We start from the raw sequence: 22,481 nt of genomic DNA on the forward strand, positions 1-22,481 counted from the left end.
GTAAGGAAATTACTTGCCTAGTTGGATATTAACTCGCTTTGCGGTTGGTTTATTTTTGTTGTTTTCATTTCATGTATTTGCAGCTTCGCAAGTGGTAACTAGTTATGAAATTAATGGTATAAAGGGCGATCTTGAAAAAAACGTTGCGCTGTACTTAAAACAACTAGATGGTGAAAAAGTAACCAGCACTTTGTTAAGTCATGCAAAAAAACAAGTGGCGATTAGCTTAAAAGCACTCGGTTATTATAAACCGACCATTAAGTTAAAATATAATAATGAAACACAAACTTTAGTCGCTACCATTGAGCGCGGACCTGTAACACGAATTGCAGATGTACGTATCACTGTTCAAGGTGATGGTAAAGATGACCCTCTTCTCAAGCAAAGCATCAATAGTATTAATTTAAAGCAAGGAGATATTTTAAATCACAGCAATTATGACGCGGCGCGTAAAAAAATTGAAGGACAATTGCTTGAGTTAGGATATTTTGATGTTAAATGGCAAGCACATCAACTCGCAATTTCATTAAAGAATAACAGTGCTGAAGTGATTTTAACGATCGACACCGGTATTCGCTACCAATTTGGTGAGTTAGTTTTAGGTGAAGAAACCCGAGCAGAGAAATACATTCGTTCAATTGCAAAATTTAAGCAAGGTGAAGCTTATAAAGCAACCTTGGTTTCTGAGTATAACTTAGCACTTTCAACCACACCTTATTTTGCCAGTGTGCGTGTTTACGCTGATATTGCTAATCGTGCGAATAAGCAAGTACCTATTAGGGTTGACGTACTACATCGACCTGCCAACAGTTATGAAATAGGTGGCGGTTACAGTACAGATCTTGGTCCAAAAGTGCGTTTTAAATGGTCCAAACCTTGGCTCACTGAAAATGGCCACTACCTTGAAAGCAACTTAAATGTGTCGCAGCGGCAACAAGATATTTCACTTGGTTACACAGTTCCTGTTGATGATCCAAATGATGATTTATGGCGTTTTTCTGTCGGTTACAAGTTAGAAGATGAGTTAACTAACGACGTTTACAGTAAAATCCTTACTGGACAACTACAACGCCAATGGTTGACTGATGATAATTGGGTTCGTACTGCCTTTTTACGCCGCGATCGAGAAACATACCGAATTGGTGATGCAGAGCAAAGCTCAAAAATGTTAATGCCCGGGCTCAGTTACGCAAAAAAAGTCACAGAGGGAGGCACAACGCCATTATCAGGATATCAATGGTTATTGTCGGCAGAGTTTGGCTTAAAGGACATGTTTTCAACCACAAATATCGTCAGAATGCAGATACAAAATGCTTGGTTGCAAACATACCTTGACCGACATCTGATTTTTTTAAAAGCAAATATTGGTGCAATGCTAGTCGATGATATTGATAACGTACCATTTTCACTGCGTTTTTATGCTGGTGGTGATCAAAGCGTACGTGGTTTTGCATATCAATCAATATCACCTGAAGATGAAGCCGGTCGTTTGATTGGTGGTAAATATCTAATTACAGGTACTGTTGAATATAATTATCAATTTGCAGAGAGTTGGCGAGCAGCCTTATTTGTAGACAGCGGTACAGCGACCAATGACTTTACTGATCGTGTCGAAGTGGGAGCTGGGTTGGGTATTCGTTATTTAACACCAGTAGGCCCTGTGAGAATTGATCACGCGTGGGGACTCACTAAAGAAAGTAAAAGTACACGATTAAGTATTACCATAGGGCCTGAAATTTAATGTCAAGAATGAAAAAAATCATCACTGTACTCACAGTGTTTCTCGCCTCGGTATTCGTGCTGGTATTTTGTTTATTATTTACAGCACCAGGTAATCAGCTGATTGCCTATACTGCAAATAAACTAGTCGATGGCTTACACATAGATATTAACAATGGCCGTTTTTTATATAACGATTCATTTGATGTGCAGTTTCAACAAGATGGCTTAGATTTTAATGCTAAAAACCTAAAACTCGACCTATATTGGTGGGGATGTGAAGGTATTTGCATCGAAAATATTAGTGCGCAGAGTATGGCACTGATATTGCCCGATATTTCACAAAATTTAGCTGATGATGAAGCGACTGTTCCAGAGCAGCCAGTTGCCAGTAGTACTGATGAGATCAGTTTACCGATAGCAATTTCGATTAAACGTATCGCAATTGCATCGTTTAAGCTTGCTCATCCCAGCGCTGATGTCACAGTGACAAAATTTGCGCTGTCAGCCTCGGCAGAGCAATCCCTTGTGACGTTAAACTCACTCTCAATTGCTCAAGTTGATGTGCTGCTCAAAGAGACTCAATCACCTCCTAGCGAACCACTAACTGCACTTGCGGCGTTACCTGACATCCATTTTAGCTCGCCGCTTGCAGCAACACTTGAGCAATTATTGGTATCGAAAGTAACGATTGTACAAGGTGAGCAAAGTCATGAAATTACAGATATTAAAGGTGCTTTCTCAATTGCAAAAAGCCAACTGATATTACCTTCATTCAGTGCTGATTATTTGCAATGGCATTTGAGTAGCCAATTGAAAGCAACCTTAGTTGATGATACGCCTGTTACGGCAAAAATAACTCTTAACAATCCAGAGCATCAGCTCAGTTTGGCTGTGGATGGTGATTTACACGATTTGCAACTAGATGTAATCACCCAAGGGCAATATCCGCTAAGTGCAAAAATAAACGCAGATTTAAAAACGATAAACTTTCCTTTTTCAGTCAATGCAAATATTACTCAGTGGCAGCTTGAAGTAGATAACAACGCTTTAGAGATTAGTGATGTGCAGTTAACTGGCAAAGGTAATGCTGATGATTATAAGTTACAGCTAATAGCACAAAGTCAGTTGGCGGCATACCCTAAGGTACAGTTAAAGTCCTCTCTTAAAGGTGGCCTAACCCAGATCCACGTCGATGACTTGTCATTGTTAGCGAACGAGAGTAAAGCCACTATTACAGCGTCTGCGCGTTGGGATGAAGGTATCCATAGTGAGTTTTCAGGGCAATTAACTCATTTGAAAGCCCAGTACCTAACAGATGCGCTAACAAGTGATCTTTCAGGGCAATTTAACGGTGTTTTCAGTGCTGAGCAGCAGCAATGGCAGCTGAAAATGACCAATACTCAGCTAGCTGGTACGCTGAACGATATACCATTTAGCTTAGCCTCAGACTTTGATTTAAATAACTCACTGTATGCAAGTATTGATAAGTTTGAGCTTGCCAGTGGTGAAAATAAACTTACATTATCTGGTGATATTACTAAGCAGTGGAATATTAAAGGGCTGTTACATTTAAATAAAGCGCAGCAAAATGAACTCGAATTTACCGGTGTTGGTGAAGGTAAGCTTGCTATAACTGGGCAACGGTTGGAGCCGATAGTCAATCTAGATGTTGGCATCAGTCATTTAAGCTTTGCTGATATTGCGATTGAACATCTAGCGCTCAAAACGGACTTTAATTATGCCGCTGATTGGCAAACCAATGTGAGTTTAAAGCTCACAGATGCGAGTGTATCTGGTCGTCATATCAACAGTTTTACTATTGCAGCAGCAGGCGATAAAGCTGATCATCAATTGCAATTTAATTTAGATGCCGCTGACGGAGAAGCTCAATTTGAAGTTGCTGGTAAATTTACTAATCAATTATGGCAAGGCCATGTCAGTGATGTAATGCTTACTGATAATGTTATTCGCATTAGCGCACAACCGGCGGTTGCAATTGAATTTAACATCGACAATGGTGATTTTTCGGTGCAGCAACATTGCTGGCAAAGTGACAATAGCAAACTTTGCGTTGAGCAGCTTAGCCAAACTAACCAACAAGGCCAGTTTAAAGCGCAACTGGATAATTTTGATCTAGCTGAAATAAAACATTTATTACCTGAAAATATTATTACCGAAGGGGGCTTGAACGGCCAACTAAATGCGAATTGGCAAAACACTCAATTACAAACTTTAACAGCAGTAATTAGCTCACATGATTTAGCGACCACGCTTATAAATGAAGATAAACGCTATCGTTTACCAATAGAAACATTTTCGCTTAACGCCACCGCGGATCAACAAAATGCACAATTGCAGGCTCGTCTAAGCTCTAGTGTGATTGGTGATATCAGTGCTGACCTCAATACTGAAGATTTAACTGGTCAGCAATTGCTTCGTGGTCAACTTATGATTGATAAGATTTTATTAACCGATTTACAGCCTTTTATGGGTACTCTAGAGCAATTAAGAGGCAGTATTAGCGGGCAAATTGCGTTAGCTGGCACGCTCAGTGCGCCATTGTTAAATGGTGAACTTGAGATTTCCGACGTGAATTTACAAGGCGAGCAACTTCCAGTCGCGATTGTGGATTCAAATATTAGTATCGCATTTGATAAAACCAAAGCCACCTTGGAAGGGAAGTTAAAAGATGCTGAAGGCGGTGAATTAGCACTGATCGGTGATATTGATTGGCAAGGAACTCAGCCTGCAGTTAACTTAGCGGTACTTGGTGAGCAGTTTTACGTGCGTGCGCAGCAAGGAGTGATTTTTAAGATCTCCCCAGACCTAAAAATAAGTTTAGTTGATAATGCTTTTAAACTAGCAGGGCAAGTGGTTGTCCCGTATGGTCGAATAGAAATAGAAGAGTTACCAGAAGGCGCTGTGCGAGTCAGTGATGATGAGATTATTATTGATAAGCAGACCAAGCAAACGCAAGCTGTGCCTTTTGATTACGATATAAACTTAAAGCTAATTGTTGAAAACGATGTGCGTATAAAATCTTTTGGTCTGGAGTCAAAAATTGAAGGTGATTTAGCGATTAAAATGGATCAACAAACGCCAATGATCACCACCGGTGAATTGAACTTACGACAAGGTACATATCGTTCATTTGGTCAAGATTTGATAATTCGTACCGGGCAAATTGGTTTTAGTGGCCCAATTGATAAGCCGTACTTAAATATTAAAGCGATCCGTAATCCAGACAATACTGCTAATGATGTTATTGCCGGGATCACTTTAACAGGCAATATCGATCAGCCTGTATTAAAAGTGTTCTCTGAACCAGCAATGGATCAAGCACAATCACTCGCTTACTTGTTAAATGGTCAACCACTAGGTGAAGGTGATAGCTCAACAGATGCGATGTTAACTCAGTTGTTGCTAGCACAAGGGGTGAGCCGTAGTGAAGGAATGGTTTCTAAAGTTGGTGAAACGTTTGGTTTATCTGATGTGAGTTTGAGCTCTAAGGGGAGCGGCGAAGAGACCAAAGTTGAAATTTCGGGTTACGTTGCGCCAGGCATTCAAGTGAAATACAGTGTGGGGATTTTTGACTCCCTCAGTGAAGTGGCAGTACGCTATCAGTTACTGTCGCAGTTATACATTGAAATCACCAGTGGCCTGTATCAAAATGTTGATATTCTTTATAAATTCGATTTAGATTAGTGGTAATGATACGTTGAGAAAACTAATGTTAGTTTACTTATTGTGTTCTTTTAGTGGGTACGCTAATACGCAATTAAGTGTACGTTACTCGGCAGGAAGCCATCCTTATTCTGCTGAGTTACTCGCACTGGTATTAAGTAAGTCTGCTATCACTATTGTGCCAGTTGTAGTACCTAGTATTCCATCGCAAACCAGAGCAATACGCTTGTTAGGCGATAAAAATGGTATTGATGTGTTTTGGGGGGTAACAAGCGCGAAATGGGAAAAACAAGCTAAAGCCATTTTGATCCCCATAGATAAAGGTTTACTGGGTTATCGTATTCCTTTAGTGCATGTTAGTAAGAAAAATATGTTTGCAGAAGTTACGCATTCAGGACAGTTGCGTTCATTTCTATTTGGGTTAAGGCAAGATTGGCCTGACTCAGCTATTTTCGAACGCAATGAGTTATCTACGCTAAGGTATGGCATGGGGGCTAAGCCAATAGAAATGCTTCGTACTGGGCATATTGATGCACTTGCGTACGATATATTTGATGTGTCGAAAAATTACGGCAATGATGTTATTCATGATCAGCATATTGCTATTCGTTACCCATCCGCAGTGTACTTTTTTGTCGCAAATAATAATGAAACATTACATAAACTCCTTCAAGATGGACTATTGGCTGCGATCGCTGATGGATCTTTTGATGCGTTATTTTATCAGTATTTTGCCGCAGCTATTGCGCAAGCTAATTTAAAAAATCGTCGAATTATTGAGCTTATTAATCCCTTGTTGCCGCGCAGTGCGCCGATTCAGCAACAACAATTTTGGCTTGATAAAAAAGCCTTAACCCAATAATGTAGCACCACTAATAATAAAAAAAGTTGTGGGATATGTTGAAAAAATCATGCTTAGCTGCGGTTGCGTTAATCTTGAGTCAAACAAGCGTGGCAAACACGGTTGAACAACTAACAGTCAGTGATGTAATGAGTAATGTAAGCGCATCAGAATGGCGAATGGTAGACACTGATAATATCATTAAAATTACTCTACCTTCGGGCGCGGCGTATATTGAACTTAATCCATTACTTGCACCAAAACACACACAGAATATAAAAAAACTTGCTCGTGAAGGCTTTTATAGAGGTTTGAGTGTTTACCGTTTTGTGGAAGGTTTTGTAGCCCAAGGCGGTGATGCCAGTGGTAAAAAAGTAATTAACACTGCAAGTAAAGCAGTACCTGCTGAGTTTTATTTAGCGACTAAAACGGCACTTAAAATTACCGAACTGGATAGAGAAGATGGTTACGCTGCAATCACGGGGTTTTTAAATGGCTTTGCAGTGGCACAAAATGAAGCGCAAACCCAAACTTGGCAAGTACATTGTAACGGTATATTTGCGATGGCAAGGGATAATGATATTAACAGCGGTGGCACTGAGTTTTATGTCACATTAGGTCATGGACCTCGTTACTTAGATAGAAATATTACCGTATTTGGCCGGGTGCTAGAAGGCATGGCTCATTTTAATCTGCTCTCACGCATAGAAACAGCAGGAGAGAAATTTAATCCAATAACGGATCTGCAAGTTTTAGCTGATATAAGCAAAGAGGACCGCAGTCAATTTAAGGTGCTAAAAACAGATTCTAATAGTTTTAAAATGTTGATTAAAGCGCGTCAAAATCGCAGTGAAGCATGGTTTGTAGAAACGCCTAATTATGTTGATGTATGCGGTATGTCAATACCAACTAAAAGAGTTAGTGAGCTAGAAAGTTAGCGAGTTGAAAATTACCCCCGAGCGGGCTCGGGGTTCTATACAATAAAATGACTATTATTGGCGGTTTATTTTCACGTTAAATGGTATTGTATCGTGATCTGTGGATCGATATGGGTTGATATCAAGGCCACCACGTCGGGTGTAACGGGCATAAACTTCAAGCTTGGTAATCTTCAATTGCGTGATTAAGTCACAATAAATACGCTCAACACATTGCTCATGAAACTCATTATGAGTACGAAAAGAAATCAAATACCGCAATAAAGACTCTTTACATACTTGCTCACCGGTATAGCGAATAATAATACTCGCCCAGTCAGGTTGTGAGGTGATCAAGCAATTAGATTTTAATAAGTGACTGTGCAGTGTTTCAGTCACTGTATTTGTCGCGACCGCTTGTAAAGAGTTAGCATGTAAATGGTAGTTATCAATTTCAATGTCTAAGTCGTCAATGCACTCACCAGGCAACGGCGTACAGGGTAAACAGTTATAATCACTCGGGCTGTACAAAGTAACATTGACGGGCTTTGCTACTGCTGTCGATAGATCCGCAGTTAGAATAGCCTGTACGTCATCAATTGAATCAAAACGGCTTTGATTAAAGCTATTTAAATATAACTTAAAAGACTTTGATTCAATGATATGGCTACTTTGACAAGGAAATTCAAAGGTGGCCACGGCAACCACAGGTTTACCTTTTGCGTTTAACCACGATAGCTCATAGCCAGTCCAAAGATCTTGACCCTTAAAGGGTAAGGCACTTTCATCAATATTTAAATCATCGCGGTTAAGTTTACGTGCGATCGGAAACAATAAGCTCGGTGTGTAGGTATCTACATACTCGGTTGATTGGCCAAGTACGCTGCCTTTTAGTTCAGGTGAATTGCTGTAATCTGTCATGTTACGTCTTTTATAGTTACAATAGCGCCATTATACCTAAAGCTTATGAGTTTCACAGTATGAGTATTGCTACAGAATTAGAACAACTTCATCAACGATTTGCCCAGCGCCAGTTAGAGCAAACAGATTCATTACCATGTATTGAGCACGACAGTGATTGGTCAAGCCCTTGTGAGGTTGGCAGTGCGGATGCAAATGGTATGATCCAATGGCAGGCGACGCGTCGCAGTCCTACAGGCTCTTTAACTGATTTAGCAGCAGCCCTTGAGGTTGAGTTTCCACAAGCACTGAATGAGTATTATGGCGCGTTTTTCGCAGGAGCAATTACTGCCAAAATAAACCAACATAGCGTGGAGTTACTGCAAGCTTGGAATGAAGATGACTTCGATTTACTGCAGCAAAATATAACCGGGCATGTATTGATGAAGCGTAAGCTTAAGCAAGAGCCAACGGTATTTATAGGCCTAACGGATCAAGACGACTTATTAGTATCAGTATTAATTTCTTCAGGTGAAGTATGTTTGGAGTATGTCGGAAAGAAACCGCATCATACCTTAGCGGCTAATCTTGGAGAGTTTATTGCAGCACTTGAAATATAACAATGCTAAAAAAGGGAACTGCAGTTCCCTTTTGTTTTTATTACTGAAAATCCCACGATATATTAGACACTAAACCACATGGTTCACACCTAAAATCAAATAAGCCAAACCATGATTCAGGTAACTTCCAATCGTTATTACAGCCTGGGCATTTACGTTCAAGCTCAGATGCTTTGTCTTTGCCACCAACCCGATACAAATAATAATAAACTGGCTTTTTAGTTAAAAAGCTAACACGTTTGGCAATATCTTTACCGCGACGAGAAAGATCGCTATCAATGTTTGATATTTCATCTAATGCAGGAAATTCACAACGTGTTGCACCATTAATTTGAATTTGGTCGCAAGCTTGCCAGTCTTCTTGCCATTTTATTAAAGTTTTATAATCACCATTGGCAATAGCGGGTATTTTAAACAACGGAACGGGTAAAAAATCATCACCGCAATACAGCGGACTACATGTATGCACATAGGTTGTATATAAAATATAGCTGGACGGCTCATGACACTCATCTGCACCATTAGAGTGAATATCTTGGCCGATCACTTTTACTTTTGGTGCCAGCAATCCAGCGCTATGTAATTTATCAATGCTGTGTTTTACAAATGGACTGTTGTTGAGCGGGTGCATTGCATCATCAGTGGGACACATAACACGCGTTACAAAGTAGCCATCTTTTAATACTGTTGGGAATTCTTCTCCCATTATTTGCCCATTAAAGCGCAGTGCATTAACTAAGCGGTTTATCGCTTGTTCGGCATTTTCAAGGGTCGTGTCTTGGTAACAATCAAACGTTAAATCAACAACAAACATGATGGATCTCTAATTTATTATTTTTCAAGTAGTGCTAGTAAGCGGTCTAGTTTTGCTTCGATGCGATCAAGTTGACTAGAGTTATCTATAGTCTCACTTTTTTGCTGAGGTTGTTTTGCTAAATTATGGATAGAATCAGGGTTATTTTTATATTGGCTAACAGCAGCAATAATAACAGGCAATGGAATAGGTTGTGTCAGTTTACTTTTAGTTAAAGCTACAGTAGGAATTTTGCCTTCATCAAGAAGGGCTTTAATTGCATCAAAAACAACAGCATTCATTCGATTTTTAAACTCTTTAAAGTAAGGCATAGCACTAACATGTGCTGCGCCGGGTATAATAACAGGTGGTTGGCCGTAGCCAAATACTTTTACTGCTGACGTAAACGTACATCCAGTTCGTCAATCACTTCACTCCAATCACCATCTTCTGCTAATGATTCAGCAATAAAATGTTGTTGTGCTTGATCCCAAAAAGGGGCGTCTTGTAATAATGTTGTGGCGGGTAATGAATGAGCAGCAATGAAAGTGTCAATCTCAGCCTCTGAACTTGGTAAGCCGAGTTGTTTGAATAATGTATTGATATCGTGTTTAGTGGTATCCATGTCATGCTCCTTGATGGTAACAGTAAAACAGTTATAGAACTTTATGATGGGTTGTTAGAGTTTAACACCCGCTGAATTTGCCTTTTAACGCAGATAGGAATATACCTATAGTTGTTGATGTACAAAAAATCAAAATAATAAAAAGGACTAGCTATGACAGTTGAGACTGAAAATGAGACATTTCGAGTTCAATATATTGCTGCAGAAGACATTAGTATTGCTGCGAGCTTAATCTATCAAGCTTATCATGATGATCCGCTATTGCAACCAATGCTCAATTATAGTGAGGCGAATAAAGCCGTTTATGAAAAAAAATTACGTGCTCTGATCCGTGAAGAGCTCAGTACTTTTTGGCAAGAAAAACAGCCGCTGATTGGTTTATATAAAAATGATCGTTTAAAAGCGGTTGCGTGTGTATTCGAATCATCAAGTCAGCTGCAAGCACAGCGCTATTGGCACTGGCGTTTAAAGTTAATGCTTAGTGCTGGCTATTTGCAAACAAATCAATTAATTGAAAAAGAGCAAACGATCCGTAATGCGCTCGCAGCACAAGGAAACTACTATTTTTTAGCCTTTATTGCAGTTGATCCTCATTTTCATGGTGAAGGCCTCGGCCGTCATCTACTTCGTGGCTTGAATGATTTAGTTAGCGGTAATCCAGCTGCATCGGGTATGGCTGTATTTGTAACCCAAGATAAACATACCGCGTTTTTTGCCAGTGAAGGTTTTGTGCACTTACAACAACTGACTTTTAACAATGTACAAGGTGAACTGCTATTTAAATCAGCTCAACAGCATTGATTTAAGATAAAGCGCCATAATGGAAATGTCACTGTGAGAGATATCTTACATTATCGTGCGCTTAAGCCTTTTATATCGCTGTGATCATGATTGATTTCATCGTAACAAACTGTTTTATAGTAAAAAAACTGTTTTTGCAAATTTGTTACATGAAAATTATTATTATTTATGACTACCGCTGAGTCCACTTTGCTTTAAACTTTACTTTGTCAAGACGACACAGACTCAATGAATGAGCTGCTGCCAAGGAAACGGATTATGGCAATTAAGCAAGATGCTTAGCAGGAAGCAAATGGACAAGTTAACACGGATGCAAGGATGAGTTAGGACACTGCGAGGATGCAGTACATTAGCGGAGCTAATGATAAGGATAGCCCAAAGGATTATATTACAGGAAGTAATAGGAGCGTTTGGAAACGCAGGACGGCCAGGTAGGCAAAGAGGATAACACTAGGATGTGTAGGATATTGCATAGATGCAATGTGAGGGTGTATTTGGATATATACCCGTTCAGGGGATAGATAAAAATGGTAGCTTCGGCGTAGGTATGGATGCCTTATTATGGACGAAGTCAGATTGGGGCGTAACTATATGTTACGCCTTAGTTTTTTATAGTTAACGTGAAATGATTAAATATCAGTGTGCGCTGATAACTTTCTAACTCGCTAACTTTCTAACTCGCAAACTAACTCACTCACTACTAAATCTTATGCGGCGGCACTAAAACGCTTTTCAGCATTTCATTTTCCATAAATAACACCCCTTGATAAACGCTTTCACCATCACTGGAAAATTCAAAAATAAACTCGCTTTTGATACCAGGTTTGCCGCTTTTTAAAAGGCCAAAGCGGCGTTTAGTGCAGGCGACACTCATTAATTGCACTTGTAGCTGGTCGCTTTGACGTTTTGCGTGTGCGTTGGCAGCTTCAGCAACTTTACGATTAAGCCAAAAAAGATAAATCACACCACCAATGATAATGAATGTCCATAAACTTGCCATTTACGAGAATAACCTTCCAATTGCTCGCGCGAGGGTTTCGCTGCGATTTTCTTTGCGAAGTAAACCTAATAGGTGTGGTCGAATACTCGGTATTGCAACTAAGTCAGCAAAAATACTTGGGAAAAGCTCTTCAATTTGCTGATGGTGGGCGCAATTGTCCATAAAAATATGTAACCGCTCGGGATCAGTGAGCAAGTTAAAACAACGTCCTGCAATGGTCAGTAAAACATCCGATTCTGTGGCGATTTCTGAATCTAAAAGAGTATCCACTAATTGTACCGTAAGTGTTTGCGCTTGTGCTTTTGACATTGCACGTAGGGCACAACACAGTGCTAAGGTATCTTTTTGCGCAATGGCTTGCTGGGCGTAGCTTAACAACTGTTGACTAAATACCGGCGGTATTTCAACATGTTCAAGCATTGCGCTGAGCGGTTGTAACACTTCAGCTGGCAGTTGCTCCCAGGCTTGTTGTAATGACGCTAGATTTTTATCGCTATCTAAGCGTAATGCAAAATCAGCAATCCCCTGTACTGCAACACTTTGCCAATTATCAAACCCTAGTTTGCCACTAAAATACAGTTGGGTGTACTCATAATATTGTGAGGCAGGTTGTTTTAATAACACTTTTAACTGTGCATTAAATGCAGCTAGTTTATTTGCGTTAGGTGTAAACACATATGGGTTATTATCAAGCTTCCCGTCGGCTTGCTCGCCGGTCAAATCATTGCCAAGTGCTTCTATCACCATATTGGCAAAGTGATCGCGACTGGCGCATACCAGTTTGCTTTGCTCATCAACTGGAAACTTTAAAAACCACACGTAGGGCTCGCTACTGGCTTTGCTATCCCAAAACTGAATAGCTAACCATGCATGGCCTGCGAGCGGGAAAGGATAGGGGATCTGTGCTTGCTCAATGGCTAAAAATTGCTTTTTATCTAGCTTGGTAATATGTCTGCCAATATCAAAAGCGCGCCAATTTGTACCTGCGCCATCAAGTAATTGCCCTAAGGTTGCGATCTGCTCGGTCATAATGATCCACTGATTTTTTACTGCAAAATTCGTTAAATTATACGCCATAGCAGGCCATGTGGGAACAGGGTATAATCAAGCAATGATAATCAACAAGGGTGGTTATGTACCAACAGACCCAAACTTACTTAACGCAACTCGAAGACTTATTAAAACAGCATCAACTTTGGCAAAATACTCCAATTGATCCGCAAGCGTTAAACTCAACAGTGCCATTTTGTCACGATACTATGGCGTTTGAGCAGTGGTTACAATTTGTATTTATTGAAAAAATGCAAATGTTAGTTGCTAAACAGCAGCCGTTACCGAGTAATTTTGCAATTGCACCGATGGCTGAGTTAATGCTTACTGAAAAGGCTGGAGGCGATGCCATCATCGCGTTACTCACAGAGTTTGATAATGTACTAGGAAGCAGCCATGAGTGAACGCCCTGAGCCAATTGAATTTGCTGAGCTTGAAATTTTATACCGTGATGAAAACTATATCGCAATTAATAAGCCTTCTGGTTTATTAGTACACAGATCATTTTTAGATAAACATGAAACACAATTTGCGATGCAGATGCTGCGCGATCAAATTGGCCAGCATGTGTTCCCTGTGCATCGTTTAGATAGGCCTACATCGGGCGTCTTACTGTTTGCATTGAGCTCTGAAGCTGCACGGGACATTAATCAGTTATTTATTGATAATCAAATCTCTAAACGCTATCTCGCGTTAGTGCGTGGTTTTGCGCCGGAGTCGGTGTTTTTAGATAAGCCACTAAAAGAACAGCTGGATAAAATTGCGGATAAGTTTGCTGATCAAAATAAAGCCCCACAAGAGGCACAAACTCTGTTTAACTGCTTGCAGCAAGCAACGTTACCGATACCAATTGATAAATACCCAACAGTGCGCTATTCGCTGGTGGAGTGCTTTCCTAAAACTGGTCGTAAGCATCAAATCCGCCGTCACTTAAAACATTTATCACTGCCTATAATTGGTGATGTTAATCATGGTGATAATCAGCATAACCAATTTTTTAGAGAGCATTTTGCATTACGTCGATTAATGTTATTTGCAACTGAGCTTAATTTTGTGCACCCTTATACTCAACAACAGATCAATATTAAAGCGCCGCTAGGTGAAGAAATGCTCACTATTTGTCAACAGCTTGGCTGGCCACATCAAGAGAGGGATTATTAATGGCAACGATTAGCATATTTGTAGGCAGTGTATATGGCGGTGCCGAGCGTTTAAGTGACGAAGTTATTGACGCAATAGAACAAGCAGGGCACAGCGTAAATTTAGTCGATCAACCAACCATTGCAGATATTCAACAAGCCACACATATTTTAGTTATCACTTCAACTACCGGGCAAGGTGATATTCCTGACAACCTTGCTGGTTTTTTTAACGAGTTGAATAGCACTTTTCCTATGTTAACTGCTAAGCCATACGGTATTATCGCTATGGGCGACCGAAGTTATGGTGATACGTTTTGTGGTGCAGGGCGAAGTTTTGATGAGTTATTTCGTGACTTACAAGCACAACCTATCGGCCATCGTTTAGAAATTGATGCCTGTGAAGATTTTGAACCTTGGCCAGTAACTCAGCCATGGCTCCAAGAGTGGTTAGCTAAGTTACCTCATTAGACAATAAAAAAGAGCGAAAACGCTCTTTTTTATTGTCTGTATTATTTCGCTTAGGTGCTTTTTACGTCCACTTTAAGCTTTAACTTTTGCCCTGGTTGTAAGTACTTTTGTCCTGCTAAGTTATTCCATTTGATAATATCGTTTACTGTTAAGTTAAACTTAGCTGCGATGCGAGCCAGAGAGTCACCACGGCGAACTTTATAGGTGATTGTCCGCTCGGTACTGACTAACGCCGCCTTAGGGGTCTTAGGGCTCTGATAAACCGTTAACTTTTGGTCTAAACGTAATACACTATTCTTTTTAAGTTTATTCCAGCTAGCGAGTTCATTAATGGTTACATCGTACTCTCGGCTTATGTCCCATAAAGTGTCGCCACTTTTAACCGTATGAGACAGTTTCTTTTGACTATTGTTATTCACCGCCATACGCATTTGTTTTGGTAGGTGTTCGCTATTAATTGCACCGTCACTTAACGGCACTAATAATTGCTGACCAATACGAATGGTATTTGACTTTAGTTTATTGAGTGATTTGATAGCGCTGGTGCTGGTGGCAAACTTCTTCGCAATTACCGATAAGCTGTCACCGCTTGCGACAATATACTGTTGCCAACGCAGACGATCTTTCATCGCTGTTTTAGCTAATAACTGTTGAAACTGCTCAATTTTGTCTGTTGGTAATAATAAAAAGTGAGGACCATTTGGATCCGTTGCCCAGCGATTAAAGCCAGGATTTAAACGATACAATTCAGTCAGGCTAATGTCAGCCATATCCGCAGCAAGTGCTAAATCAATTTGTGAACCTATATCAACGGCTTCAACAACTTGTGCATTGATAATCGGGTTCCACTTTACCCCAAAGTCATCTTGGCGTTTTAGTAAATCTGATAATGCTAATAGCTTTGGCACATAGGCGGTGGTTTCACTTGGTAAATCAAGAGACCAAAAATCAGTAGGCAAGTGCTTTTTACGGTTCTTTTTTATGGCGCGTAATAAACGCCCTTCACCTGAGTTATAGGCCGCAATGGCGTTGAGCCAATCACCCTCTAAGGTTTTATGTAAATAAGATAGATAATCAAGCGCCGCACGGGTTGATTGTACAATGTCACGACGACCGTCGTACCACCAGTTTTGCTTTAAATCAAAACGCTCACCAGTTTGTGGCATAAATTGCCAAATACCCGATGCACTTCGGTATGAGTAGCCAAACGGGTCAAAGGCACTTTCAACAATAGGCAGTAATGCTATTTCAATTGGCATATCACGCTTTTCAACTTCTTCTACAATAAAATGTAGATAAGGTTCCGCGCGTTTTGAGATGCGATCTAGATAAGCTTGATGTTTAGCATAATAATTACGCTCAGTGACAACTGGGCGATTTTGCGGCACTTCAATTGATAATTGGTAACGAATTCGCTCCCACACATCATCAAAAACGGGTGGTGCATCATCCAAGTCGTTAACTTGTTGGTATTGTGCATTGATCATCAATGCTTCACTGATATCGTGTGGGCTGGCGCCATTAAGTTGTGGCTGCTCTGCTTGATTGACGATAGCGTCATCAGATTGTGTTGATGTCAAGGTTTGACAACCACTTAGCACTAAAGCCAAGGCTAAAACGAGGGGGGATTTATTCATAAATACCAATACATCAGGTAAAAAACTCGGCGAATACTACCCGTTATGAGTCGGTATTACCACTTTATGACCGTTTAAAATATGCAACAATGCCGCTGTTTACCAGCTAACTAAATAATCTGCTTAGATTTATTAACTACAGGGCAGGTTTATTATATTAAAAATGATCTTTCCAGGTTCTCAGACCTGCGAAGTTTTGCCAAGGTTCAGTTTTTTGTGCTGAGTTTTTTCTGAGTCCTTTAAATTGTGCAGGCAATAGCGTGGTAATGCTTGGCAGCTCGCTACGCATAAACGGGTTTATTTTTAACTCTTGCCCTAAAGTACTCGGCAAAGTGATTAAGTCGTTGTTACGTTGCTCGTCAACCCAGTGTGAATAGTTGAGCAAGTCTTGATTATCCGGTTCAACGGCTAATGCAAATGCTAAGTTAGCTTGGGTGTATTCGTGAGTACAATAAATTTTACAATCATGCGGTAGCGCTTTTAGTTTGTTAAATGAGTGGTACATTTGCTCTGCTGTTCCTTCAAATAAGCGTCCGCAACCACCACTGAATAATGTATCGCCAGTAAAAGCGAGAGCAGGGTGGGTATAGCAAATATGATCTAAGGTATGTCCAGGTGTTGTTATGATGGAAAATTCTGTCCCAAGTACGGTTATCTTATCCGCGTCCATTAATGGTTTTGTGATCCCTTTAAATGGACTATTGTGTGGGCCATATACATCAATGCCCACAAATTTTTCACACAAAGCGGCTACGCCATCAGTATGATCATAATGATGATGGGTAACTAAAATACCCGCTAAGGTCAAACCAGCTTGGTTTAAATAAGTTAACACTGGTTCAGCTTGACCTGGGTCAACTACCCATGCTTGCGAACTTGTAGGATCGCTAAGGCACCAAATGTAATTATCAGAAAAGGCTTTAATTGCTTTGACTTGCACCATGTGACATTGCTCTATAAAGTGACGATATCAAACAGTATAACGAGCTCAGCGTATGAAACCAGCCCTTAGTTTTCAAGAAGGACCCAAACCACTGTCGTGGCAAGAGTTTCCTCATGGTGACTATTTACGTAGTGATATAGAACGTAAAATGGCCAAGTGGTTACCGCGAATGTTTGGCTATCACATGTTAAAACTCGGTAATCTCAGTGGCGAACTTAATACCAGTAAAAGTACCATTAAACACCAAGTCTGCGTAGCAGAGTCAGGACCATTTACAGGTGTTGTTGCCGATATAGATGAACTCCCTTTTTACGAGCACAGTGTTGATGCCTGTATATTAAGTCATTGCTTAGAGTATCACACCGATCCGCATCATATATTACGTGAAGCACACCGCACCTTAATACCAGGTGGCTATATGGTGATCACCGGGTTTAACCCATTTAGTTTATGTGGACTTGCGCAGTTGTTGCCCTTTAGCGGTCAAAAGTTGCCATGGACGGGACGCTTTTTCACTCCCGCACGGGTAAAAGATTGGCTTAACCTATTAGGTTTTGAAATAGTCAGTGATGAACGTTTTATTTATTCGTCATTAGCACGAGGCAACCGTTTATCGCGGTTTGCGCCATGGCGACGTTTTACCAAGCAATATCTAAAACCCATGGGAAGTGTGTATATGTTGGTCGCTCGTAAACGAGTTGCGCCTTTGACACCCATAAAGCCTAAATGGCACGCTCGTCCACAGTTTGCTCCAGTAAAAGGAGCTGGTTTACGGCAAACCTCAAAGCAACACTGTGAGCGGAAGCGTTAAATAACGCTGACTGTTTTGCTGTGCTTTTGGTAATTGGCCTGCGCGAATATTCATTTGTATTGCTGGGTGCAATAATTTAGGTGCACTGAGTGTTGCATCACGGGCGCTACGGGTTGTTATGTAATCTTGCTCAGAGGCTTGTAGATGAATATTACTGGTGCGCTGCTCGAGTACCGATGTTTTATTGGCAAGTGGGCGATCACCCGGCTGATAGTCGTGGCACATCCATAAAATAGTTTCATCGGGCAGGGCTAAAATACGTTGCAGTGACTGATAAAGCGTTTTGGCACTGCCACCTGGGAAATCACAGCGTGCAGTACCGCTATCGGGCATAAAAAATGTGTCACCAACAAACAAGTTGCCTTCAATTAAATAACACACACTGTCTGGAGTATGGCCTGGAGTCGCTAATACAGTAACCTTGTGTGCGCCCAGTGCAAAATGCTCGTTATCAGTAAATAGCTGTTCAAATGGGCTGCCATCACATGGCATATTAATATTATACAGGCGGCTAAAATGTTCTTGCACTTGTATTATTTTTTTACCCGTTGCTAACTTGCAAGGATGATATGTCGCAAGTTGCTGCTTTATATAACTGGCGGCAGTAATGTGATCTGCATGGGCGTGGCTTTCTAAAACCCACTCAAGAATAAGTTGGTTATCGTTTATATGGGCAATGATCTCGTCGGCGGTTTGAAAACTTAACGTACAGCTAGCAGCATCAAAGTCAGCAGGGGCATCGATCAACATGGCAGATTTAGTGGTTTGGCAAGACACTAAATAAGTAAAGGTAGCACTTTGCTGATGAAAAAAAGACTCGATCGAGATAGCCATTTAACAACTCCATTATTTAATATATCCAAATCTTATATCATATAACTAAGTTGTTAAATGGTTTATGATGAATTACCTACTAATATTATTCAGGGTTGTAACCTTCATCGACTAATAAATCTTTACTGCCAGCGGCATCTCGCGCCAAATCATCAACAATTTCATTGTATTTATTGCCGCTATGACCTTTTACCCACTTCCAAGTCACATTATGACGGGCGCAGGCTGCATCAAGACGCTGCCATAAATCGACATTTTTAACTGGTTTTTTAGCAGCTGTTTTCCAGCCTCGCTTCTTCCAGTTAGCAAGCCATGATTCAATACCTTGTTTCACGTATTGGCTGTCGGTGGTGAGATTTATCTCACACGGGCGGTTTAAACTCTCAAGAGCAACAATTGCTGCGAGCATTTCCATTCGATTATTGGTGGTGAGGGTATAGCCTTGGCTTAATTTTTTTTCGTGGTCATTATAAAACATAAAAATACCATAACCGCCGGGGCCCGGATTACCTAAACATGAGCCATCGGTGTAAATCTCTACGGTTTTTTGCACTGTTTTCCCTTGATCTTATGTACAATAAAGTGATTATAGAAAGATACCAGAGTCAGGCTAAATTCGATATGGCACGTAGACAAATAGTTTTAGATACAGAAACCACCGGCATCGACCCTAAACAAGGGCATCGTATTATTGAAATTGGCTGTGTGGAATTAGTGAATCGTCGTTTAACCGGCAATAACTTTCACGTTTATATCAACCCACAGCGCAAAAGTGACGAAGAAGCCATTGATGTTCATGGTATCACTAATGAGTTTTTACGTGATAAACCGTTATTCCATCAAATAGCTCAAGAGTTTCTCGACTATATTAGAGGGGCGGAGCTGGTAATTCATAATGCGCCGTTCGATGTCGGTCATATGGATAATGAATTTGCGTTGCTCAATCAAGGTTATCAAAAAACCCATGATTACTGCCAAGTTCTCGACACCCTCAAAATGGCGCGTGACTTGCATCCAGGACAGAAGAATAACTTAGATGCGTTATGCCGGCGTTATGATGTAGATAACGCTAAGCGTACCTTACACGGCGCACTACTGGATTCTGAGATCTTAGCTGACGTTTATTTAGCGATGACGGGGGGGCAGGTAAAGCTCAATCTTAATCAAAATAAAAATCAAGGCAGTGAGCAACAACAAAAAGAACTGCGTCGTTTAGATTCAAACCGTCCACCGCTGGTGGTCTTACAAGCCAATAATGATGAGCAACTCGCTCACGAAGAGCGATTAAATATAGTCAACGAAGCCGGTGGTCAATGTATATGGCGCGCCGAATAAGGCAAAACATGAGAAGCATAATGTTAGTTGTGTGTTTGGTTATGATGTTACCAAACACCAGCAGTGCAACAAATGAAGATAAAATAACCTTACTGCAGCGCGATGGGCGGCAAAATGAAATTCCTTTACTGGAAAATCGTTTTCGTATTGATTATAAAGTTGACGAAATCACCTTATTATTTTTTCGCAAGCCCGGTGCACCAGCAGTGGTATTGGTAAAACCCGATGGCAGTAAATATTATGCAACCTCGGCGAGAAAAGATGACAACCTACAATGGTTTGATGAGCTAAGTTATGATCTGATTACTATTAAGCAGCCAATGCCTGGGCCTTGGCAGGTCGTTGGTAGTATTTTGCCGAAAAGCCGGATTGTGGTGTTAGGAGAAGTAGAATTACAAGCCGAACCATTACCCCCATTACTGTTTCGTGGCGAAACAGTTAAAATTACAGGGCAAATACTAAATGATGGTGAGCCGATTCAAGTGGGCTTGTTTCGGGATGTGGTCAGTTTAAATGTTGACTTTATTAGCACCAATAACAGTGACTTTGCAAACTTTGGCGCTGGCACTCAGAATGTTGCTGAATTTAAAGACGATGGCCGTGGTTTCGATGAGCGCCCTAAAGATGGTATTTTTACCGGTGAATTTAAATTAGTTTTCCCAGCCGGACAATGGCGACCAGAGCTATATATTGAAACCCCATTATTAAAGCGCACCGTCGTGCAAGATCTTATCGAAGTTAAAGAACCCCCCTTTAGTTATGAAATCGCCTTAGCCGAAGATGACCTGCAAGAACATCAATTAACCATTACCCTCGATAACCAAATAGTGCAACCAGATACGGTATTGATCCAAGGTAAAATTTATTACCCCAATAATGAAGAGCAAATGTTTACGCTTGATGCTAAAAACAGTTTGACCCGTCAGCTGACGATTAAAAATTATGATTGGGGGCGATACAGTATTGAACTGTCTGTTTTTGGTACTAATGTTAATGGGCGCGAATTTATGGCGACTTTACCGACCTATAAATTTGAAATAGAACGACCAATAGAAGTGGTGCCTGAATTACCAGAACCAATTATTACCCCAGCACAGCAACAAGAAATAGAAAGAGTTGCTAAGGAAGCCGAATCAATGGCAACAATTACATTTATTAGTTTAATTGTTGGCGGGAATTTACTGGTTTTGCTGTTGGGTTGGTTAGCAATTCGTGTATTTGTGCAGAAAAAATCAATCATGCCGAAAATCAACTTACCATTTTTGAAGAAAAAAACAGCAGTTGAAAATGAGCCGCAAAGTAATGAAAAAAAAGAACTCGACAAAAATGGTTCAAAAAGTGATAGATCCGGTGAAATTTTAAACCTTTCGATGTCAGATGACTAAAAAACCTGTAAAAAAACAAAAAAGCCCTTGACGAAGTAGGGGTTGGTTCGTATTATTCACGCCGCTGTCAGGGGAGACTCAGACAGCAACGAAAATGTGGAGTGGTAGTTCAGTTGGTTAGAATACCGGCCTGTCACGCCGGGGGTCGCGGGTTCGAGTCCCGTCCACTCCGCCAATTTTCGACAATTTGTAAGTAGACGCTGGAGTGGTAGTTCAGTTGGTTAGAATACCGGCCTGTCACGCCGGGGGTCGCGGGTTCGAGTCCCGTCCACTCCGCCAACACTTACACAACATATGGTTGTAAAACATATTCTTATTATGGAGTGGTAGTTCAGTTGGTTAGAATACCGGCCTGTCACGCCGGGGGTCGCGGGTTCGAGTCCCGTCCACTCCGCCAATAAGAAAAAATAACAGTTTAAATATGCGCTGGAGTGGTAGTTCAGTTGGTTAGAATACCGGCCTGTCACGCCGGGGGTCGCGGGTTCGAGTCCCGTCCACTCCGCCAACTATTTAAACAATGTTATATTACAAAATTTGTATGCTGGAGTGGTAGTTCAGTTGGTTAGAATACCGGCCTGTCACGCCGGGGGTCGCGGGTTCGAGTCCCGTCCACTCCGCCAACAAATTAAGTAATAACAAGTATAATGATATCTCTGCGGAGTGGTAGTTCAGTTGGTTAGAATACCGGCCTGTCACGCCGGGGGTCGCGGGTTCGAGTCCCGTCCACTCCGCCACTTGATATCAGTAATAAAATTAGTAAGTGCATTACCCCATGCACATACCACTGCGGAGTGGTAGTTCAGTTGGTTAGAATACCGGCCTGTCACGCCGGGGGTCGCGGGTTCGAGTCCCGTCCACTCCGCCACTTGTTATTTCCTCAATAATAAGTTTATAAAGTCCTTGTATACCTATTGCAATAAAACATACTTTGGCTATCAGCTATCAGCTATCAGCTATCAGCTATCAGCTATCA

22 protein-coding genes and 7 tRNA genes are annotated in these 22,481 nt (G+C 40.9%); 19 read left to right on the top strand and 10 right to left on the bottom strand.

Features of this window, described 5'->3' with window-relative positions:
• The first annotated feature begins 55 nt into the window (after window positions 1-55).
• From H5183_RS13355 to H5183_RS13370, 4 genes are read left to right on the top strand one after another with little or no spacing between them, the layout of a single operon-like run.
• Window positions 56-1,741 carry an autotransporter assembly complex family protein gene (locus H5183_RS13355; protein WP_257326364.1) on the top strand — a complete coding sequence of 562 codons (1,686 nt, stop codon included), beginning with the start codon at window positions 56-58 and terminating at the stop codon, window positions 1,739-1,741.
• Entirely contained in the window at window positions 1,741-5,427 is a 3,687-nt protein-coding gene (locus H5183_RS13360; protein ID WP_182731908.1) for a translocation/assembly module TamB domain-containing protein, read from the top strand. Before H5183_RS13355 ends, H5183_RS13360 begins: the two co-directional genes overlap by 1 nt.
• Before the next feature lie 25 nt (window positions 5,428-5,452).
• Complete coding sequence (locus H5183_RS13365) at window positions 5,453-6,268, top strand: hypothetical protein (RefSeq protein ID WP_182731909.1); 816 nt, start codon at window positions 5,453-5,455, stop codon at window positions 6,266-6,268.
• Window positions 6,269-6,303: 35 nt separating this feature from the next.
• The gene (locus H5183_RS13370; protein ID WP_182731910.1) at window positions 6,304-7,185 is read left to right on the top strand and encodes a peptidylprolyl isomerase; all 882 of its coding nucleotides are present in this window, start codon (window positions 6,304-6,306) and stop codon (window positions 7,183-7,185) included.
• Between the two features lie 54 nt (window positions 7,186-7,239).
• On the opposite strand, the gene queF is transcribed toward H5183_RS13370, so the two are convergent.
• Entirely contained in the window at window positions 7,240-8,085 is an 846-nt protein-coding gene (gene queF / locus H5183_RS13375; RefSeq protein WP_182717945.1) for an NADPH-dependent 7-cyano-7-deazaguanine reductase QueF, read from the bottom strand.
• A 59-nt stretch (window positions 8,086-8,144) separates the two neighbouring features.
• Here queF and syd point away from each other — a divergent pair, with 59 nt between their 5' ends.
• Window positions 8,145-8,684 (top strand): SecY-interacting protein, encoded by a 540-nt coding sequence (syd, locus tag H5183_RS13380; RefSeq protein ID WP_182731911.1) that lies wholly within the window; start codon window positions 8,145-8,147, stop codon window positions 8,682-8,684.
• 40 nt (window positions 8,685-8,724) lie between these two features.
• Here syd and H5183_RS13385 read toward each other — a convergent pair whose 3' ends face one another.
• The 3 genes from H5183_RS13385 to H5183_RS13395 all read right to left on the bottom strand — a co-directional run bounded on the left by H5183_RS13385 (window position 8,725) and on the right by H5183_RS13395 (window position 10,102).
• Window positions 8,725-9,498, bottom strand: a complete 774-nt coding sequence (locus H5183_RS13385) for a Zn-ribbon-containing protein (protein ID WP_182731912.1) — start codon at window positions 9,496-9,498, stop codon at window positions 8,725-8,727.
• Window positions 9,499-9,515: 17 nt separating this feature from the next.
• The gene (locus H5183_RS13390; RefSeq protein WP_145241630.1) at window positions 9,516-9,779 is read right to left on the bottom strand and encodes a hypothetical protein; all 264 of its coding nucleotides are present in this window, start codon (window positions 9,777-9,779) and stop codon (window positions 9,516-9,518) included.
• An 89-nt stretch (window positions 9,780-9,868) separates the two neighbouring features.
• Window positions 9,869-10,102: a DUF2789 domain-containing protein gene (locus tag H5183_RS13395; protein ID WP_145241632.1), complete on the bottom strand. Its 234-nt coding sequence runs from the start codon at window positions 10,100-10,102 to the stop codon at window positions 9,869-9,871.
• Window positions 10,103-10,255: 153 nt separating this feature from the next.
• Between H5183_RS13395 and H5183_RS13400 the strand changes: the two genes are divergently transcribed.
• Window positions 10,256-10,903, top strand: coding sequence for a GNAT family N-acetyltransferase (locus H5183_RS13400; RefSeq protein ID WP_145241634.1), 648 nt, complete (start codon window positions 10,256-10,258; stop codon window positions 10,901-10,903).
• A gap of 700 nt (window positions 10,904-11,603) precedes the next feature.
• Here the strand turns inward: H5183_RS13400 and H5183_RS13405 are convergent.
• Both H5183_RS13405 and H5183_RS13410 read right to left on the bottom strand, forming a co-directional pair.
• Entirely contained in the window at window positions 11,604-11,903 is a 300-nt protein-coding gene (locus H5183_RS13405) for a DUF3301 domain-containing protein (protein WP_145241637.1), read from the bottom strand.
• Window positions 11,904-12,932: a DUF3549 family protein gene (locus H5183_RS13410; RefSeq protein WP_145241667.1), complete on the bottom strand. Its 1,029-nt coding sequence runs from the start codon at window positions 12,930-12,932 to the stop codon at window positions 11,904-11,906. It abuts the gene before it with no gap.
• Between the two features lie 104 nt (window positions 12,933-13,036).
• Between H5183_RS13410 and H5183_RS13415 the strand changes: the two genes are divergently transcribed.
• The 3 genes from H5183_RS13415 to H5183_RS13425 are packed head-to-tail and all read left to right on the top strand — an operon-like array spanning window position 13,037 to window position 14,563.
• On the top strand, window positions 13,037-13,357 hold the full coding sequence (locus H5183_RS13415) for a YqcC family protein (protein WP_182731913.1): 321 nt from the start codon (window positions 13,037-13,039) through the stop codon (window positions 13,355-13,357).
• Complete coding sequence (truC, locus tag H5183_RS13420; protein ID WP_145241641.1) at window positions 13,350-14,114, top strand: tRNA pseudouridine(65) synthase TruC; 765 nt, start codon at window positions 13,350-13,352, stop codon at window positions 14,112-14,114. Before H5183_RS13415 ends, truC begins: the two co-directional genes overlap by 8 nt.
• Complete coding sequence (locus H5183_RS13425) at window positions 14,114-14,563, top strand: flavodoxin (RefSeq protein WP_182731914.1); 450 nt, start codon at window positions 14,114-14,116, stop codon at window positions 14,561-14,563. The genes truC and H5183_RS13425 overlap by 1 nt, the downstream gene beginning before the upstream one ends.
• A 50-nt stretch (window positions 14,564-14,613) precedes the next feature.
• Here H5183_RS13425 and H5183_RS13430 read toward each other — a convergent pair whose 3' ends face one another.
• Together H5183_RS13430 and gloB are read right to left on the bottom strand one after the other, a co-directional pair.
• On the bottom strand, window positions 14,614-16,200 hold the full coding sequence (locus H5183_RS13430) for a LysM peptidoglycan-binding domain-containing protein (protein WP_182731915.1): 1,587 nt from the start codon (window positions 16,198-16,200) through the stop codon (window positions 14,614-14,616).
• A 157-nt stretch (window positions 16,201-16,357) separates the two neighbouring features.
• Window positions 16,358-17,143 carry a hydroxyacylglutathione hydrolase gene (gene gloB, locus H5183_RS13435; protein ID WP_145241647.1) on the bottom strand — a complete coding sequence of 262 codons (786 nt, stop codon included), beginning with the start codon at window positions 17,141-17,143 and terminating at the stop codon, window positions 16,358-16,360.
• A gap of 52 nt (window positions 17,144-17,195) precedes the next feature.
• On the opposite strand from gloB, the gene H5183_RS13440 reads away from it, so the two are divergent.
• Window positions 17,196-17,954: a class I SAM-dependent methyltransferase gene (locus H5183_RS13440; RefSeq protein ID WP_145241649.1), complete on the top strand. Its 759-nt coding sequence runs from the start codon at window positions 17,196-17,198 to the stop codon at window positions 17,952-17,954.
• Here the strand turns inward: H5183_RS13440 and H5183_RS13445 are convergent.
• Window positions 17,925-18,788 (bottom strand): MBL fold metallo-hydrolase, encoded by an 864-nt coding sequence (locus tag H5183_RS13445; RefSeq protein ID WP_145241651.1) that lies wholly within the window; start codon window positions 18,786-18,788, stop codon window positions 17,925-17,927. The two genes, H5183_RS13440 and H5183_RS13445, sit on opposite strands and share 30 nt — an antisense overlap.
• Window positions 18,789-18,873: 85 nt before the next feature.
• Window positions 18,874-19,341 (bottom strand): ribonuclease HI, encoded by a 468-nt coding sequence (rnhA, locus tag H5183_RS13450; RefSeq protein ID WP_145241653.1) that lies wholly within the window; start codon window positions 19,339-19,341, stop codon window positions 18,874-18,876.
• 68 nt (window positions 19,342-19,409) lie between these two features.
• Between rnhA and dnaQ the strand changes: the two genes are divergently transcribed.
• The 9 genes from dnaQ (at window position 19,410) to H5183_RS13495 (ending at window position 22,373) form a co-directional block, all read left to right on the top strand.
• Window positions 19,410-20,123 (top strand): DNA polymerase III subunit epsilon, encoded by a 714-nt coding sequence (dnaQ, locus tag H5183_RS13455; protein WP_145241655.1) that lies wholly within the window; start codon window positions 19,410-19,412, stop codon window positions 20,121-20,123.
• 8 nt (window positions 20,124-20,131) lie between these two features.
• Window positions 20,132-21,508: a TIGR03503 family protein gene (locus H5183_RS13460; protein ID WP_149982935.1), complete on the top strand. Its 1,377-nt coding sequence runs from the start codon at window positions 20,132-20,134 to the stop codon at window positions 21,506-21,508.
• 98 nt (window positions 21,509-21,606) lie between these two features.
• Window positions 21,607-21,683: transfer RNA gene (locus H5183_RS13465), tRNA-Asp, on the top strand.
• Window positions 21,684-21,710: 27 nt separating this feature from the next.
• Window positions 21,711-21,787, top strand: a tRNA-Asp gene (locus H5183_RS13470).
• 41 nt (window positions 21,788-21,828) lie between these two features.
• Window positions 21,829-21,905: transfer RNA gene (locus H5183_RS13475), tRNA-Asp, on the top strand.
• Window positions 21,906-21,936: 31 nt separating this feature from the next.
• A tRNA-Asp gene (locus H5183_RS13480) sits at window positions 21,937-22,013 on the top strand.
• A 38-nt stretch (window positions 22,014-22,051) separates the two neighbouring features.
• Window positions 22,052-22,128, top strand: a tRNA-Asp gene (locus H5183_RS13485).
• A gap of 37 nt (window positions 22,129-22,165) precedes the next feature.
• Window positions 22,166-22,242, top strand: a tRNA-Asp gene (locus H5183_RS13490).
• 54 nt (window positions 22,243-22,296) lie between these two features.
• Window positions 22,297-22,373: transfer RNA gene (locus tag H5183_RS13495), tRNA-Asp, on the top strand.
• Window positions 22,374-22,481 lie beyond the last annotated feature (108 nt).

This window comes from Pseudoalteromonas sp. SR44-8, assembly GCF_014163635.1.
In the GTDB taxonomy this organism is placed as follows: Bacteria; Pseudomonadota; Gammaproteobacteria; order Enterobacterales; family Alteromonadaceae; genus Pseudoalteromonas; species Pseudoalteromonas rhizosphaerae.